This is a genomic window from Marinobacter sp. S6332 (genome assembly GCF_023016045.1).
Lineage (GTDB): Bacteria > Pseudomonadota > Gammaproteobacteria > Pseudomonadales > Oleiphilaceae > Marinobacter.
The window spans coordinates 17,570-32,897 of record NZ_JALKAP010000007.1 but is presented as its reverse complement, the minus strand read 5'-3'; the positions used below and the strand labels follow the sequence as shown (position 1 = coordinate 32,897).

The window sequence follows — 15,328 nt, the reverse complement described above, 5'->3', positions numbered from 1 at the left end:
AATTATTCCAACAGTTCGAGAGGATTAAAGATTGTCGCAACTCCATCATCTGCAGGCAAATCCTGACCAGCAAGTTGGCGCACGGGAACAATGCCCAAAACACTATTCAGAAGGTAAAGCCCCTCACAATCCGGAGCCATAACATCCCCGATACCCATGGCGCGCTCTAAAACAAGCTCCCCATTTGCACGGAGTCGTTCCAACAACCACTGCCGCAGTATACCGGCGACGGCAAGGCTTTTGGTGGGCGGGGTAACCCAGCCATTAGGCACCTTGAGAAGTAAGTTGGTACGGGTACCCTCAACCAGATTCCCGTCATTGTCAGCCATAATGACTTCAAACAGCTCACCTTCAATCTCTCTAGCAGCCATCACTTGCTCCAGCCGGTTGAGTGATTTTATGCCGGTAAGCAGGGGGTTCACCGTAAGCGGAACCCGGGAGAAATCCACCGCAACACCTGAGGGGGATGGCAATGCAGGCATGGGGCTGGCGGACACCATTAAATTCGGCCGTATACCGGCACCGGGCTGGTACCCACGCCCCCCCTCCCCTCTGGTTAGGGTCAACTTGAGAACCCAGTCGTCGCCTGCTTTACCAGTGAATCGAGATGCATAACGGCTAACGGCGGCGCTGTAGGCTTTACTTAGATCTCTGGGGGCAACTGGGATACCTAACCTTCCCGCGTCGCGAATCATGCGGTCGAGGTGGCGCGATAAAAGCACACCTCGATTGCCGTGCATTCTTATGGTTTCGAAAAGGCCGTCACCGTATGCGGCGCCTCGGTCACCTGCGGGAAAGCCACTTTCATCAGCCCAGTACAGGTTGAACATTGCGCCCTAGCCTTCGAAGCGGCGCATAATCAAAGTGCCGTTGGTGCCACCAAAGCCGAACGAGTTAGACAAAACTACACGAACATCAGATTTGCGGCAGGTATTGGGCACCAGATCTAGGTCGCAGCCCTCATCCGGGTTGTCGAGATTTATCGTTGGCGGCAGCACACCATCGCGTATAGCCAGCAGAGAAAAGATAGCTTCAACGGCACCAGCAGCACCCAACAAATGCCCGGTCATGGATTTGGTACTGCTCATAGCCAGTCGAGCCGCGTGACTGCCAAATACGCGTTTGGCCGCTGCAATTTCGGCCACATCGCCGACCTGTGTTGAGGTGCCATGGGCATTGATATAATCAACATCTTCAGGCTTCAGGCCCGCATCCCGCAACGCATTCTGCATTGACCGAGCAGCACCCTCACCGGCTTCCGGCGGTGCTGTAATGTGGTGGGCATCATCGCTCATGCCAAAGCCGACTAGTTCACCATAAATAGTGGCTCCCCGCTTTTTAGCATGCTCCAGCTCCTCCATGACTACAACGCCAGCACCGTCGCTTAGCACAAATCCGTCGCGATCCTTATCCCATGGGCGGCTGGCTCTCTCTGGTTCGTCATTTCGGGTTGAAAGTGCGCGAGCTGAAGCAAACGCAGCAACGCCTGTGCGAGTGGTTGCCATTTCAGAGCCACCGGCCAACATGACATCCGCATCGCCATAGGCAATAGTGCGTGCAGCATATCCGATATTATGTGTACCCGTGGTGCAGGCCGTCACGATGGCAATATTCGGCCCACGATATCCGAAACGAATGGCTGCGTTGCCTGAGATCATGTTGATAACGGAGGCTGGAACAAAGAACGGCGATACCTTGCGCGGGCCAGACTTGTCCATCGTCAGAACGCTTTTTTCGATGTATTCCAGCCCGCCAATACCCGAACCGATAGCAATGCCCGCCCGGTAAAGGTCCAGAGCTTCGTAGCTCGCTAGACCACTATCATCAACGGCCTGTTGGGCTGCGATCAAACCGTAGTGAATAAACGCATCCAGCTTTCTAGCTTCTTTGGAGGAGAGATAAGACTCCAGATCCAGATCTCTGATTGCACCACCGATGCGAGTGTTGTACTCAGACGCGTCAAAACGGTCGATCATTCCGATTCCGCTGCGTCCAGCTAAAATACCCTCCCAGGAAGATGTAACATCGTTTCCCAATGGGGACAGCATTCCCATACCAGTGATAACAACCCGCCGTTTACTCATAGCTCCACTCACCTGATCGTTTCATCTATCGGCATTACTGAAAAGACCCGAATCACGGGCAATTTTTGGCAATAAAAAAGCCGTCCTTCATTGAATGACAAGGACGGCTTCTAGCCTGGCTAACTAAAATGCAGAGTATCAGGTATGCGCGACGATGTAGTCGATCGCGTCCTGAACACTGGCTAGCTTCTCGGCTTCTTCGTCTGGAATTTCAGTTTCAAATTCTTCTTCCAGTGCCATCACCAGCTCAACGGTGTCCAGTGAGTCAGCGCCTAGATCCTCAACAAAAGAAGATGAGTTCTGAACTTCGGACTCTTTAACGCCCAGCTGTTCACAAACAATCTTCTTAACGCGCTCTTCAACTGTACTCATAATGTCCTCACTTTGTGTATCTACCAAGCAACTCAAGTGCTGCCAGTTTAGTGTAAACCCTACCTGCAAACAAGCAGGGATCCGGTTAAACATGTTGTGCGACAAGGAGTTGCGCACGAGCCCCGAAACCGGAGCTTATCCCATGTACATCCCACCGTTTACATGAATGGTTTCTCCAGTCACGTAACCGGCAGCATCCGATGCCAGAAAAGCAACAATAGCCGCTACTTCTTCAGGCTGCCCCAAACGACCCGCGGGTATGATTTCCAGCATAGCCTCGCGTTGCTTGTCGTCCAGTTTTTTTGTCATGTCTGTGTCGATAAATCCGGGCGCAACACTGTTCGCTGTGATACCCCGATTCGACATTTCTTTGGCTAGACTGCGGGTAAAGCCCTCAACACCGGCCTTTGCGGCACAATAGTTGGCCTGCCCGGCATTACCCATGCTTGCCACCACCGAGCTGACGTTAATAATGCGTCCCCAGCGTGCCTTTGCCATACCCCGAATAACAGCTTTACTCGTACGGTACACGCTTGAGAGGTTGGTTTCGAGCACCGATGCCCAATCGTCGTCCTTAAGCCGCATCAGCAGATTATCACGGGTGATGCCTGCATTATTGACCAAAATCAGAAGGGCTGCTGATTTCTCTGCAATCTCTTTCAGACCCGCTTCGATGCTTTCAGGATCAGCTACGTTCATTACAATGCCATAACCATTGGCACCCGCAGACTTGAGGGTCTCTGTAATGGTTGCTGCGCCATCAGCGCTGGTTGCAGTACCCACAACCTCCGCACCCTGACTAGCAAGTGCTAGAGCGATGGCTTTTCCGATTCCACGGGTAGCACCGGTTACCAGTGCTGTCTTGCCTTCCAGAGACATTTAGGACTCCCTTTTACCACGACTTATTTATCATGACGTTTTCAAAGCATTTTAAGAATGTTCTCAAGACATCCTTATGACTGTTCAAATGCAGCAAGCGCAGCCTTCAGTGATTCGGGATCTTCCATGCCATGAACGGCAAGCCCTCGATCAATCCGCTTGGCCAGCCCGGCCAGCACTTTGCCAGTGCCGCACTCAAGAGCAACCTTAACATCGCTCCCAACCAGAGTACGCACCGAATCCGCCCATAGCACCGGCGAATAAAGCTGCTTTATGAGATTAGCCTTCAGTGTAGCCGAATCTGTAACAGCTGCAGCGTTAACATTCTGTATTACAGGAATGACTGCATCGTTAAAACGAACGTCATCCAGAGCCTGAGCCAATTCTTCTGCGGCATCATTCATTAGAGCGCAGTGAGAGGGAACACTAACTGGCAGAGGCATGACCTTACGGGCGCCTCTTGCCTTGCAGGCTTCAATGGCGCGCTCAACTGCTGCAGCCGAACCCGCAATCACCACCTGTCCAGGCGCATTAAAGTTCACTGCGGACACTACATCGCCGTTGGCCGCCTCTTCACAGGCCGCAACAACGTCTGCATCTTCCAATCCAAGAATAGCAGCCATCTTGCCTTCGCCTGCAGGAACGGCTTCTTGCATCAATTCGCCGCGCAAGCGCACAAGTTTGACAGCTTCAACAAAATCGAGGCTTTCAGCCGCCACTAGCGCACTGTATTCGCCTAAGCTGTGGCCCGCCAGAAAATCCGGTCGCGGCCCACCCGCCACAAACCATTCCCGCCATAGTGCAACACTGGCCGTTAGCATTGCTGGCTGGGTATTCATAGTCTGATTGAGCTCTTCTGCCGGGCCTTTCTGGCACAGGTGCCACAGATCGTAGCCAAGCACGTTAGACGCTTCAGCGAAGGTTTTGTTGATCATGGGCCAAGAATCGGCAGCACCGGATAGCATGCCAACCGATTGGGAACCCTGTCCGGGAAATATAAAGGCTGATTTCATAAGCGGGATCTTATCGTTATTGGAAGTTTCAGGAGATTAGCCAATAGTACAACCTGACTGATGTTTGCGCGAGTAAGCCGGGCCAAGCGGCCAAGCTTTATGCTTTCAAAGCATCAGATCATCAAGGCGCTCGTTAATGCGCCTTGGCACTTCAAGCTCAACTTCACGAACCGCCTGACGAATGGCGGCCAGCATAGCGCGTTCATTGGCATTGCCATGGCTTTTAATAACCACGCCCTGAAGACCAAGAAGACTCGCGCCATTATGGCGGGAAGGGTCCATCAAGCGCAGAAGACGCCCAATGATGGGGCGAGCCAGCAGGCCCACAAAGCGACCGTATAGCGTGCGGGTAAATGCTTGCTCCATAAGTTCAATCAATAGCCCGGCGACACCTTCTCCGGTTTTCAGTGCAATATTGCCCACAAAGCCATCGCACACCACTACATCCGCGACATCGCGGAACAAATCACTACCCTCTACATAGCCGATGTAGTTAATCGAATCACACTGGGCAAGCATATGGGAGGCTAGACGAACCTGTTCGTTGCCTTTTATTTCTTCCTCGCCCACATTCAGCAAAGCTACGCGGGGCTCGCCCTGGCTGCAGATTGCCGAGGCCATCAAAGAACCCATCAACGCATACTGATAGAGGTTCTCGGCGCTGGAATCCACGTTGGCGCCAAGATCCAGAACATGGCAGCGCCCTCTTAGCGAAGGTATCAACTTGGCTATTGCCGGGCGCTCAATACCCGGGTACATGCGGATAATAGAGCGGCCAAACGCCATTAAAGCACCGGTATTACCCGCACTAACACACCCCTGAGCTTCGCCATCACGGACCAGGCTCAAAGCAATCGCCATAGACGAGTTTTTCTTATGCCGCAGCGCATGGGAGGGGCGCTCATTCATGCGCACGACATCTGCAGCTTCAACAATGCGAATTCGCGGATGCCCATCATGCAAAAAAGCCTCAAGCTCACTCCGGATTCCCACCAGAATAAAACTCAAGGCTTTGTTTTCGCGCACCGCTTCGAGGGCTGCAGCAACAACTACTGCGGCACCCCGATCGCCACTCATAGCATCAATCGCTATGGTAACCGGCTTCACCGCTTGCCCACTCGACTGAGGATTGTGCGGTAATGCAACGAGATTACTCGTCGTTAGACTCGATCACCTGCTTACCACGGTAAAACCCGTCCGGAGACACGTGGTGACGACGATGAACTTCACCGGTTGTTGAATCAGTGCTCAGAGCTGCAGTGCTGAGAGCATCGTGGGCACGACGCATGCCACGCTTGGAACGAGTCTTACGGTTCTTCTGTACAGCCATGGTTCTACTCCTGACCTGTTAACGTAAACTTTACTTGGATAGGGATACGAATAACGTTTGTTCGTTGATTGCGCCGGTCTTCATCAGAAGGCCCACGCCCTAATTAATGCTTTGTATTCTTGAGCCCTGCTAGCACACTGAACGGGTTGTCGGCTTGCTTCTTCTCTGGCACTTCAGAAGAATCATCTGACTCATAAGCTTCCAACTCTTCACTCGCAGGGCAGTCACCCCGGTCATGAAGCGGATAAGGAGCCAACACCAGCAGCAACTCGTCTTCGGTCATTGACCACAGATCCGCACTGAAATCATCAGTCAGAAATGGCTCAAGATCTTTTGGTAACCCCTGCGCCTGTTCGTCGCTGGTCACCAGCCCCAGTGTAAACCGAGAAGCCAAAACAGACTTCATAGGCCCCATGCAGCGCTGACACTCCAGATTAACCGGAGCCTCCAATTCCCCCGTAACAATGCGGCGACGCTGGCTATCTTTATAAAAAGACAGCTTTACGCGACAGACAGCACCATCATCGAACCCCAAAACAGCTTCACGGAAACGAGGCAAGGCATCGAGAGGAATTTCTCCCTCCAGTATGCTTTCGTGTTCCGCCAACTTGTACGGATCGACTATTTTTGGCAACTCGGCACTAGACGCATTTGACATAGGCGCGCAATTCTAGGGGCGAAGCTCGCCGCTGTCAAAGACTTCGTCGGCTTTTGCTCAGGGGTTCCGGTTTCCGTAGGTGTATTCTACGATATGCGCTTCAAAAACTGGCGCAAATTCTTAAAGGATCGCCCATACCCCATAAACATTTGCTACTGGCTTCATCCTCACCCTACCGCAAAGAGCTTCTTGCAAGACTTGGTCTCGCCTTCTCATGCGCCAGTCCAAGTATTGATGAATCCCCAAAAAAAGGAGAGACCCCAAAAGAACTAGCCATTCGCCTGGCTCGAAGTAAAGCCCAAGCCCTGGCTCCCAAGTACCCGGGGCACTGGGTTATCGGCTCGGATCAGGTGGCCACACTGCCCGACGGCACCTTGCTGAGCAAACCGGGAACCTATTCAAAAGCCATTCAGCAATTGGAGCAAAGCAGCAACAAGAGTGTGAACTTCCTGACCGGTCTGGCGCTTTTAGACGCCGATTCCGGAAAACTGCAAACCTGCTGCGAAAATTTTACCGTGCACTTCCGAAACCTGACTTCCCAGGAAATCGAGGCATACCTTCGCAAAGAAGAACCCTACGACTGCGCAGGCAGTTTTAAAATGGAAGGCCTCGGCATAACACTCTTTCGAGAGCTGCAAGGGCAGGACCCAAACAGCCTTATTGGCCTTCCCTTAATCGCCCTCAACAATATGTTAATTGATTGGGGCAGAAACCCGCTTCTGGAAGGCTAGCGAGCCCGCCCAAATTATTATCGCAGCTCCAGACGCGACTCAACGAGCTGACTGGCAACGCCCTGACCAAAAGACACGCCAAGCTGATCAACAAGATCGCGCAACGGACCTTTGCGGCGGCTGTAGTCGATCAATTCCTCCTGACCAACGATCTGCCTAGCAACATGGGAGGCGCTGCCCAACCCATCCACAAGCCCAAGCTCAAGCGCCTGCTCTCCGCTCCACACCAGACCACTGAACAAGCGCTCATCGTTTGCCAGACGATCACCGCGACCCTGTTTTACGGCCTCGATAAACTGCTTGTGAGTATTTTCAAGCACACTTTGCCAGAATTCCACCTCTCCCTCTTGCTCGGGAGAGAAAGGGTCTAGAAACGCTTTGTTCTCGCCTGCAGTATAAAGCCTACGCTCTACACCCAATTTGTTCATTGCGCCGGTAAACCCGAAACCACCCGCCACAACGCCGATAGATCCAACAAGACTGGCCCGGTTTGCGTATATTTCATCAGCTGCAGCAGCAATATAATAGGCACCGGACGCTCCGATATCCGAGATCACCGCATAGACTTTCTTTTCGGGGTACTCGCCCCGCAACCGCTTAATTTCATCGTACACATAGCCGGACTGAACCGGACTGCCGCCCGGGCTGTTTATACGCAAGATCACCGCTACGGCGTTATCCTGCTCAAACGCAGAACGCAGAGACCCAACAATATTGTCAGCACTGGCAAGCTCATCAGCGGATATGGGGCCATTAATCTCGACAATTGCGGTGTGCTTGCCCGTTGTCGCCTCCAAGCTGCCGCCAAACGGCGACCAGACAATAACCAGCAAAGCAAACAGGTAGGCAAACGTGAGAAACTTGAAAAACACCCCCCAACGTCGGCTACGACGCTGCTCGGACTGTAACGACATCACAAGTTTTTCGATCAACTTCCAGTCGCGGCCGGATTCGGGCGGCAGGCGCGGCTGGTTTCGTCCGGAACGCGGCTCTACAGGTTTATCACCCCATTCCGGGGTTTTTTCAGAATCCCAGTCACTCATGCGTTTTTCCTGTTAGACGTAAATTCACCAAAATCACTTACAAACCAAGCACACTGCGAAGATCCGAAACTGAATCCACGATGGCGTGAGGCCCATAGCCACCAAGCACATCACGCTTATGCACACCCCACTCAACCCCAATAGAGGGCATACCAATACGCTGCGCCATCTCAAGATCGTAACGCGTATCACCAATCATAACGGCTTGTGCAGGCTCAATTCCGTAAAAAAGAAGAATCTCCTCAAGCATGCGCGGATCTGGCTTGGACCGAGTTTCATCAGCACAGCGGGTAATATCAAAATGCGCTCCCAGCCCACTGGAAATCAGTGCAGGATCCAAGCCTCTGCGACTCTTCCCGGTTGCCACAGAACACCCGCGCCCCGAACTCTGAAGATCCAGCACCACATCCGCCATACCATCAAACAAGTTTTGCGGCGTTGTGACTTTACGAAAGAAATAATTGGCGTAACCCTCTCGAATGGCCGTCATCTCATCGTGGCTAATACCGGGATACAGCCTCCCTAAAGCCTCCACCATGCCCAGACCAATAATATCTCGATAGGCTTCTCTCTCCAGAGCGGGGTATCCCAACTCGGTAGCCGCTTGATGGAGACTTTCCGCGATATGGTCTACGGAATCCACCAGCGTGCCATCCCAATCAAAAATAACAGCTTTAACATCCATCAACCTGCTCCCGTTGCACGCACTTCAAGCCTGCTTAGCACGTGATTGAATACTTCATCGTAAGGAGCCTCAAACCGAGCTGCCTCACCGGTAACAGGCAAGGCCAACTCGAGAGCACGGGCATGTAGCATTAGGCGCTGACCGCCAACGGCTCGAAAAGCTTTGAGGCTTACATCATCCATATACTTGTCATCCCCTGCTATTGGATGACCGGCACAAAGGCTGTGCACACGGATTTGGTGGGTGCGACCAGTAATCGGAGACGCCTCCACCAGACTATAGCCTTTAAAGCGCGTCAGGCAGCGAAACGTTGTAAGCGATGCTTTGCCAGCCTCATCAACTTTTACTCTACGCTCCCCATTCGGCATTTCATAACGCAACAAAGGCTCACCAACACGGTTAAGTTTATCGGGCCAATCTCCTGCCACCAGTGCATGGTACTGCTTACGAATTCGTCGCTGCCGGAGTTCGTCTTGCAAGTACCGCAAAGCAGAACGTTTTTTGGCCACCATAACCAACCCGGATGTATCCCTATCTAATCGATGTACCAACTCAAGAAAGCGCGCTTCCGGGCGAGCTGAGCGCAACACTTCAATCAGACCGAAACTGAGGCCACTACCGCCATGTACCGCTATGCCGGAAGGCTTGTTAACCACCAGCATCTGATCATTTTCGAATACCACCGCCGCTTCCATAACGCCCTGAACGCGGCTCCCGGGGGCCGCCTGAGGCGCCTTTTCTTTTCGAACCACTGGCGGAATCCGCACTTGATCGCCCGTTACAAGGCGCGTATCAGGCTTTACCCTACCCTTATTAACCCGCACCTCTCCCTTTCGGACGATACGGTAAATGATACTTCTAGGCACACCGCGAAGCTGAGCCAGCAGAAAATTATCTAGCCGTTGCCCGTGGTTGTCTTCGTCAACCGTCACCCACAAAACGCCCTGTTTAACCGGCTCCCGGGCGGGATCTGCTTTCCGCGCACCAGCACTGCGCACCGGGTGAGGCGTCGGTTTTTTGGCCCGAGTTTTAGCTGGCTTTCCGGTAGCTGGTTTACGGGACATAAGATTCCTTTAAGAGGTGACGGAACTGGCGGCACAAGCAGGATTGAACGAGTACCTGATTACTGTTATATTCCAGCGTGATCTGTCGTTTGTCTACGGCCTGACCTACTCTAGTCAGAAGCCGGAGCGGCAGAAGTATACCGACACTATTCAAGAGTTTGAACGCCGAGCGCCCAATCACTATCGGGCACGGCGTATGAAATGCTTCCGAAGTGCCTAGGAATACCCGTAAAAGAACGGCGAACTGGCACCGGAAATAACTAAAACCGCGCGGAAAACCGCCGGGCGACATCGCGAAGAATCACTGCCACGCAAGGCCGGGCCGTCCAGCTTACGAATACGACGTGAGACCCAAGCACTTGTGTGAACCTGAAAACGGATTATATGCGTCAACAGACAAGAACCCTACACGACACTTCGCTGCCACCAGGCAGGCGGTACGTTGTCGGCGGTCTCAGACCAATAGGATCACACCCCGACAGGGCGTGATTCGTCTGTCCGTCGCTCGACCCCTGCACAGCAGGGCTTGCGGCACGCACATCCTGCTTCGCAGATGCGACGCCTATCGGTTTTCTGTCAAAATCTAACGACAGGAAATCCACTTTTCCCATGAAAAGAATGCTCATCAATGCAACTCACCCAGAAGAGTTGCGCGTCGCCCTAGTTGACGGCCAACGCCTGTTTGACCTAGATATCGAATCCAGCTCACGTGAGCAGAAAAAATCCAACATCTACAAAGGCCGCATCACTCGTGTAGAGCCGAGCCTGGAAGCCGCATTTGTTGATTTTGGTGCTGATCGCCACGGTTTTCTTCCTCTAAAGGAAATTTCCAGAGATTACTTCAAAAAGTCACCAGGCCAAATCGAAGGCAAGGTGAACATTAAGGAAGTCGTTGCGGAAGGCCAGGAAGTTATCGTTCAAGTCGATAAGGAAGAGCGCGGAAATAAAGGCGCCGCCCTCACAACGTTTATCTCTCTAGCCGGTCGCTATCTCGTTCTAATGCCCAACAACCCCCGGGCTGGCGGCATTTCCCGCCGCATCGAAGGCGAAGAGCGGGCGAACCTGAAAGAAGCCATGAATCAGGTGCAAGTGCCAAAATCTATGGGCATTATCGTACGCACCGCTGGCATTGGGCGAACATCTGAAGAGCTGCAATGGGATCTCGATTACCTTGTACAGTTCTGGGAAGCAATTACTCAAGCCGCTGGCGAGCGCAAAGCGCCTTTTCTGATTCATCAGGAAAGCAACGTTATTATCCGCGCTGTTAGGGATTATCTACGCCAGGATATCGGAGAAGTTCTGATAGACTCGGAGGGCGTTTACGAGGACGTACTGAATTTCGTTCGCGCCGTAATGCCTACGTTCGAGAACAAAATTAAGCTATACAAAGACGAAATCCCTCTGTTTAGCCGATACCAAATCGAAGGCCAGATTGAGACCGCTTTCCAGCGGGAAGTAAAACTCCCATCTGGTGGATCGATCGTTATTGACCCAACAGAGGCGCTGGTGTCCATCGACATCAACTCATCCCGCGCCACTAAAGGTCAGGATATCGAAGAAACAGCCTTCCAGACTAATCTGGAAGCCGCAGAGGAAATTGCTCGCCAGCTACGCTTGCGGGACATGGGTGGCTTGATCGTCATCGACTTCATCGATATGACACCCGCCAGACACCAACGCGAAGTCGAGCAAAAAGTTCGCGAAGCCTTGGAGATCGACCGGGCAAGGGTTCAGGTTGGCAAAATTTCCCGCTTTGGCCTCTTGGAAATGTCGCGTCAACGGCTGCGCCCGTCCCTTGGAGAGACCCGCAGTGAAGTCTGCCCTCGCTGTGAAGGCCAAGGCACAATCCGTGGCATCGAGTCTCTGGCGCTGAGCATCATGCGCCTGATCTACGAAGAGTCCTCCAAAGACAAAACCGGAGAAGTCCGTGCAGTGGTGCCGGTATCTGTTGCCACTTTCCTGCTTAACGAAAAGCGCAAGCAGCTTGCAGATATAGAGGCCAACCAAGAAGTTAGCATTGTGGTCGTTCCAGTTCCCCACATGGAAACGCCACACTTCGAAATCCTGCGTATGCGCGACGACGAAACAACGCCTGAGCACATCTCAAGCCATCAGGTGGCGCAGGAATACAGCGAACGCGAAGAGGAGGTGTTTGAGGCGCCAGCCGCTGATAAGCCGGTTCGTGAACAGGCCGCAGTAAGAGCCATCCGCCCGAGTGCGCCCGCCCCTACTCCGGCTGCCACAGCTCCAGTAGCACAAGAAGCCGCCGAACAAGACGATGGCCTGTTTCGCAGAATTGGTCGCAAGATAGCGTGCTTCTTTAGCGGCGAAGATGAACAGAGCAGCGAAACCCGCGAAAGCTCGAAAGCCGGCAACAATCGTGAAGACCAGCGCAATCAGGCTCGTCAGGACCGCCGTAAAACGCGCGTTGCCCGCGACAACCCCCGCGATAATCAAAGTTCCGGTGGAAATAAGCGTAACGGCAACGAACGCCGGCAGGGCAGCAACCAGCAAAACCGTGGTGATGATAACCGTTCACGTGGCCGCAACCGCAACGACGACCAGAACCGCCCTAACCAGAACCGTCAATCAGCCGACAAGGGCACTGACAACAAGGGTTCGGATAGCAAAAATACAGACAGCCGCGGTGGGGACAACCGCCGGGATAACCGCAAAGACGGCTCGAACCGTGGCCAGGGTCGTAACCGCCCACAGCGCGAGGCCAAAAATAACAGTGACCAGAAAGATACTGCCCAGCAAGACGCACCTCAAAAGGCAACTGCTGACAAGTCGAGCTCTGATGACAGTCGCCGCAAACCACGTCGTCCCCGTAACAGGGACGGTTCGCCCTCCGAAAGCCCGGCGTCTACGCCTGCGGCACGAAAGAATACCCGTAACGAGAGGCACCAGAAGGACACTCAGCCTGAAACAAGTAGCGACAACGCTAATGTGAAAGCTGCTGTCGTCTCTGAAAAGAGCGCTGATCAAGCAACGGGCAAGGCTCCGGCAACTCAGCAAAGGCCATCAGCAGCCGAGAAGAAAGATCCGATAGCAAACAAGGCAGATGAAACCTCCGCGCTGGAAAAGAGTGAGCAAAAGTCTTTGCAGGCGCCAAGCTCACAGGCACCTGTTACCGGTGAAGCAAAGGTAAATGCCGAAGCGTCCGCTGAAGCAGCCGCACCAAAAGCTCCAACTGAAGAGGCCAAAGCACCCTCTGCCCCCAAAGAGAAAGAGCCCTCGGTCCAAAGCGCGCAAGAGCCCACCGCCAAGCCTGACAACACGCCTTCCGCAGACGCTGAGCAGAAGCCAGACGTCGCGGCAGAGCAAAAGTCCGGTGCAAGCAAAGAAGCTCTAAAGCCCGCTGCAAAAGACGACGGCACCAAAGAAGCGAAAGAGGCCCCGGCCAAAGAAACGAAGGAGCCATCAGCTCAAGAGGCTAAGCTGCCGTCGGCTAAAGAAGGTAAGGAGCCCTCCGCCAAAGAAGGTAGAGAGCCCTCAGCTAAAGAAGGTAGAGAGCCCTCAGCTAAAGAAGGTAAAGAGCCCTCAGCCGAGGAAGGTAAAGAGCCTTCAGCGAAAGAAAATAGAGAGCCTTCGGCCAAAAAAGGAGAAGAAACACCTCCTGCCAAAGCAGAAGACAACTCTGCCGAGAGTGAAAACAAGGCAGCGCCTGCGCGCAAGCCGAGATCAGCACCTGCGAGAAGTCGAGCCAAAGCAGCGGCAGAAGAGCCTACTTCTAAGGCAGCTGAAACGAAAACGGAGGCCCAGCAAAGCAACTCAGCGTCGGCGCCTGCTGACAAGCCTTCCACTGAAACGACAGTTCCGGTCACTCCGGGTCGTGCATACAATGACCCTCGCGAAGTGCGCAAGCGCCAACGAGCAGCCGAAGCAGCTAAAAAATCAGAGGGCAACTAATCCATGCTATCCAATTCCGATATTGAAGCACTGGAAGACATACTGTTTGCCGATCCCTGGGGCGACGATGCTCTAGACTTCTTTGGCTTTCATGGGGTTGTCTGCGCCAGCGTCATCGGCCCTGCGAAACTGAGCGTGGAAACAGTGTTCCGCCTTGTAACAGGCACCGATGAAACGCCCGGCGGCGGAATTCCGGACACTTTCCGCCAGTGCGTTACGCAACTGGCGGGAGACATGGTCAAAGCTCTCGATATGGGGCAGGCCATTGAGCTTCCGGAACCGGAAGATGGTGACCCGATGAACGCGCTGGAAAACTGGTGCGCGGGCTTTGTGGATACCTTCATGGAATATGAAGATCAGTGGCTGGATGCCGCGAGCGAAGAAGAAACCGCTGACCTGATGGTGCCGATGCTGACGTTGTCAGGCCTGTTCGACGATGAGGATTTTCAGAACGTTCGCAATAGCGAAAAACTGTCGAGCCAAATGGCTGATGCCATCCCTGACTCACTGACTGACCTATACCTGCTATTTCACGCACCGGATTAAACCAGTGCGTTAGCGTCAGGCACCTGCTTGAAATGATGCCAGACCGGGTCCAGCCCGTCTGGCATTTTTGTTATCCGCCCCAACTCGCACCAAGGCGCGCCGGGAAAGTGGAAATCACTGCCTTGAGACGCTAGTAGCTTCTCCCGCCTACACAATTCCGTTAAAAACCCGAGGTCACCACTGGATTGCCCGGAGGTAATTACCTCAATAGCCTGCCCCCCTGCGCGGCGAAAATCTGCAGTCAGCTCCCGTAGCTTTGTTGCCGTAAGCTGGTATTTTCTTGGGTGGGCTAGTACCGCAATCCCGCCGGCCGAATTAATCCACTGCACAACTTCCTGTAGCTCCGGCCAGTATGCCTTAACATCCCCTACCTTCCCGGCTCCCAGATGGCGCTTAAACGCCTGCGCAGCGTTCTTGACGGTACCAGACTCAACCATAACTCGCGCAAAGTGTGGTCGCCCTGGCACATCCCCATTCGCTTGCTCAGTAGCCCGCTCCAGAAGGTTCGGAATATTGAGTTTACTCAAACGCTCGGCAATCATAGCCGCGCGAGCCCAGCGATTGCGATTTTGTTGCTCCAGTGCAGAGTGAAAGGCACCGTTGTCGACATCAAAATCCACGCCGACGACGTGTATCGTGCGGCTGCGCCATAAGCAGGAAAGCTCTACACCGGGAATCAGCACAACCCCGTTAGCAGTTGCCGCGACCTGAGCTTCGGCAAGCCCGCTAATCGTATCGTGGTCTGTAAGAGCCAGATGCGTTACTTTTTTCTCCGCAGCACGGCCTAACAGTTCCGTGGGCGAAAGAGCACCATCCGACGCGGTGCTATGGCAATGCAGATCAATGCACAAAACAGGGTCTTGCGGTATAGTCACAAAAATTTCCAATTGAAATGAGTGGCGGCGCGAATAGCAAGACAGGCTCGACCAAATCAAACCAGCCAAAGCGTACAGTGTACCAGCCCCACCACTCCATGCATTAATTTCCAAGCCAGCCAAGGAACCGGAGCTC

General features: G+C 53.5%; 15 protein-coding genes. 3 read left to right on the top strand and 12 right to left on the bottom strand.

Annotated elements, in window-relative coordinates; translation table 11 throughout:
- Positions 1-2 precede the first annotated feature (2 nt).
- The 8 genes from MWU62_RS11510 to MWU62_RS11475 form a co-directional block, all read right to left on the bottom strand.
- Positions 3-830: an aminotransferase class IV gene (locus tag MWU62_RS11510; RefSeq protein ID WP_247115009.1), complete on the bottom strand. Its 828-nt coding sequence runs from the start codon at positions 828-830 to the stop codon at positions 3-5.
- A gap of 6 nt (positions 831-836) precedes the next feature.
- Positions 837-2,084 (bottom strand): beta-ketoacyl-ACP synthase II, encoded by a 1,248-nt coding sequence (gene fabF / locus MWU62_RS11505; protein ID WP_247115008.1) that lies wholly within the window; start codon positions 2,082-2,084, stop codon positions 837-839.
- 138 nt (positions 2,085-2,222) lie between these two features.
- Entirely contained in the window at positions 2,223-2,456 is a 234-nt protein-coding gene (gene acpP / locus MWU62_RS11500; RefSeq protein ID WP_012136033.1) for an acyl carrier protein, read from the bottom strand.
- A 135-nt stretch (positions 2,457-2,591) separates the two neighbouring features.
- Positions 2,592-3,335 (bottom strand): 3-oxoacyl-ACP reductase FabG, encoded by a 744-nt coding sequence (gene fabG, locus MWU62_RS11495; protein ID WP_247115006.1) that lies wholly within the window; start codon positions 3,333-3,335, stop codon positions 2,592-2,594.
- 74 nt (positions 3,336-3,409) lie between these two features.
- On the bottom strand, positions 3,410-4,348 hold the full coding sequence (gene fabD / locus MWU62_RS11490) for an ACP S-malonyltransferase (protein ID WP_247115005.1): 939 nt from the start codon (positions 4,346-4,348) through the stop codon (positions 3,410-3,412).
- A gap of 105 nt (positions 4,349-4,453) precedes the next feature.
- Positions 4,454-5,455, bottom strand: a complete 1,002-nt coding sequence (plsX, locus tag MWU62_RS11485) for a phosphate acyltransferase PlsX (protein WP_200361405.1) — start codon at positions 5,453-5,455, stop codon at positions 4,454-4,456.
- A 43-nt stretch (positions 5,456-5,498) separates the two neighbouring features.
- The gene (gene rpmF, locus MWU62_RS11480) at positions 5,499-5,678 is read right to left on the bottom strand and encodes a 50S ribosomal protein L32 (RefSeq protein ID WP_200361407.1); all 180 of its coding nucleotides are present in this window, start codon (positions 5,676-5,678) and stop codon (positions 5,499-5,501) included.
- 103 nt (positions 5,679-5,781) lie between these two features.
- Positions 5,782-6,336 (bottom strand): YceD family protein, encoded by a 555-nt coding sequence (locus tag MWU62_RS11475; protein WP_247115004.1) that lies wholly within the window; start codon positions 6,334-6,336, stop codon positions 5,782-5,784.
- Positions 6,337-6,470: 134 nt separating this feature from the next.
- Here MWU62_RS11475 and MWU62_RS11470 point away from each other — a divergent pair, with 134 nt between their 5' ends.
- Positions 6,471-7,067, top strand: a complete 597-nt coding sequence (locus MWU62_RS11470; protein WP_247115218.1) for a nucleoside triphosphate pyrophosphatase — start codon at positions 6,471-6,473, stop codon at positions 7,065-7,067.
- Between the two features lie 17 nt (positions 7,068-7,084).
- On the opposite strand, the gene MWU62_RS11465 is transcribed toward MWU62_RS11470, so the two are convergent.
- From MWU62_RS11465 to rluC, 3 genes are read right to left on the bottom strand one after another with little or no spacing between them, the layout of a single operon-like run.
- The gene (locus tag MWU62_RS11465) at positions 7,085-8,110 is read right to left on the bottom strand and encodes a S49 family peptidase (RefSeq protein WP_247115002.1); all 1,026 of its coding nucleotides are present in this window, start codon (positions 8,108-8,110) and stop codon (positions 7,085-7,087) included.
- Positions 8,111-8,147: 37 nt separating this feature from the next.
- Positions 8,148-8,795: an HAD-IA family hydrolase gene (locus MWU62_RS11460; RefSeq protein WP_247115001.1), complete on the bottom strand. Its 648-nt coding sequence runs from the start codon at positions 8,793-8,795 to the stop codon at positions 8,148-8,150.
- Complete coding sequence (gene rluC, locus MWU62_RS11455; RefSeq protein WP_247114999.1) at positions 8,795-9,859, bottom strand: 23S rRNA pseudouridine(955/2504/2580) synthase RluC; 1,065 nt, start codon at positions 9,857-9,859, stop codon at positions 8,795-8,797. The genes MWU62_RS11460 and rluC overlap by 1 nt, the downstream gene beginning before the upstream one ends.
- A gap of 609 nt (positions 9,860-10,468) precedes the next feature.
- Here rluC and rne point away from each other — a divergent pair.
- Positions 10,469-13,771 (top strand): ribonuclease E, encoded by a 3,303-nt coding sequence (gene rne / locus MWU62_RS11450; RefSeq protein WP_247114997.1) that lies wholly within the window; start codon positions 10,469-10,471, stop codon positions 13,769-13,771.
- Between the two features lie 3 nt (positions 13,772-13,774).
- Positions 13,775-14,317, top strand: a complete 543-nt coding sequence (locus tag MWU62_RS11445; RefSeq protein ID WP_247114995.1) for a YecA family protein — start codon at positions 13,775-13,777, stop codon at positions 14,315-14,317.
- On the opposite strand, the gene MWU62_RS11440 is transcribed toward MWU62_RS11445, so the two are convergent.
- A complete protein-coding gene (locus MWU62_RS11440) occupies positions 14,314-15,192 on the bottom strand; it encodes a PHP domain-containing protein (protein ID WP_247114994.1) in 879 nt (292 codons plus the stop codon). The two genes, MWU62_RS11445 and MWU62_RS11440, sit on opposite strands and share 4 nt — an antisense overlap.
- Between the last annotated feature and the right edge of the window lie 136 nt (positions 15,193-15,328).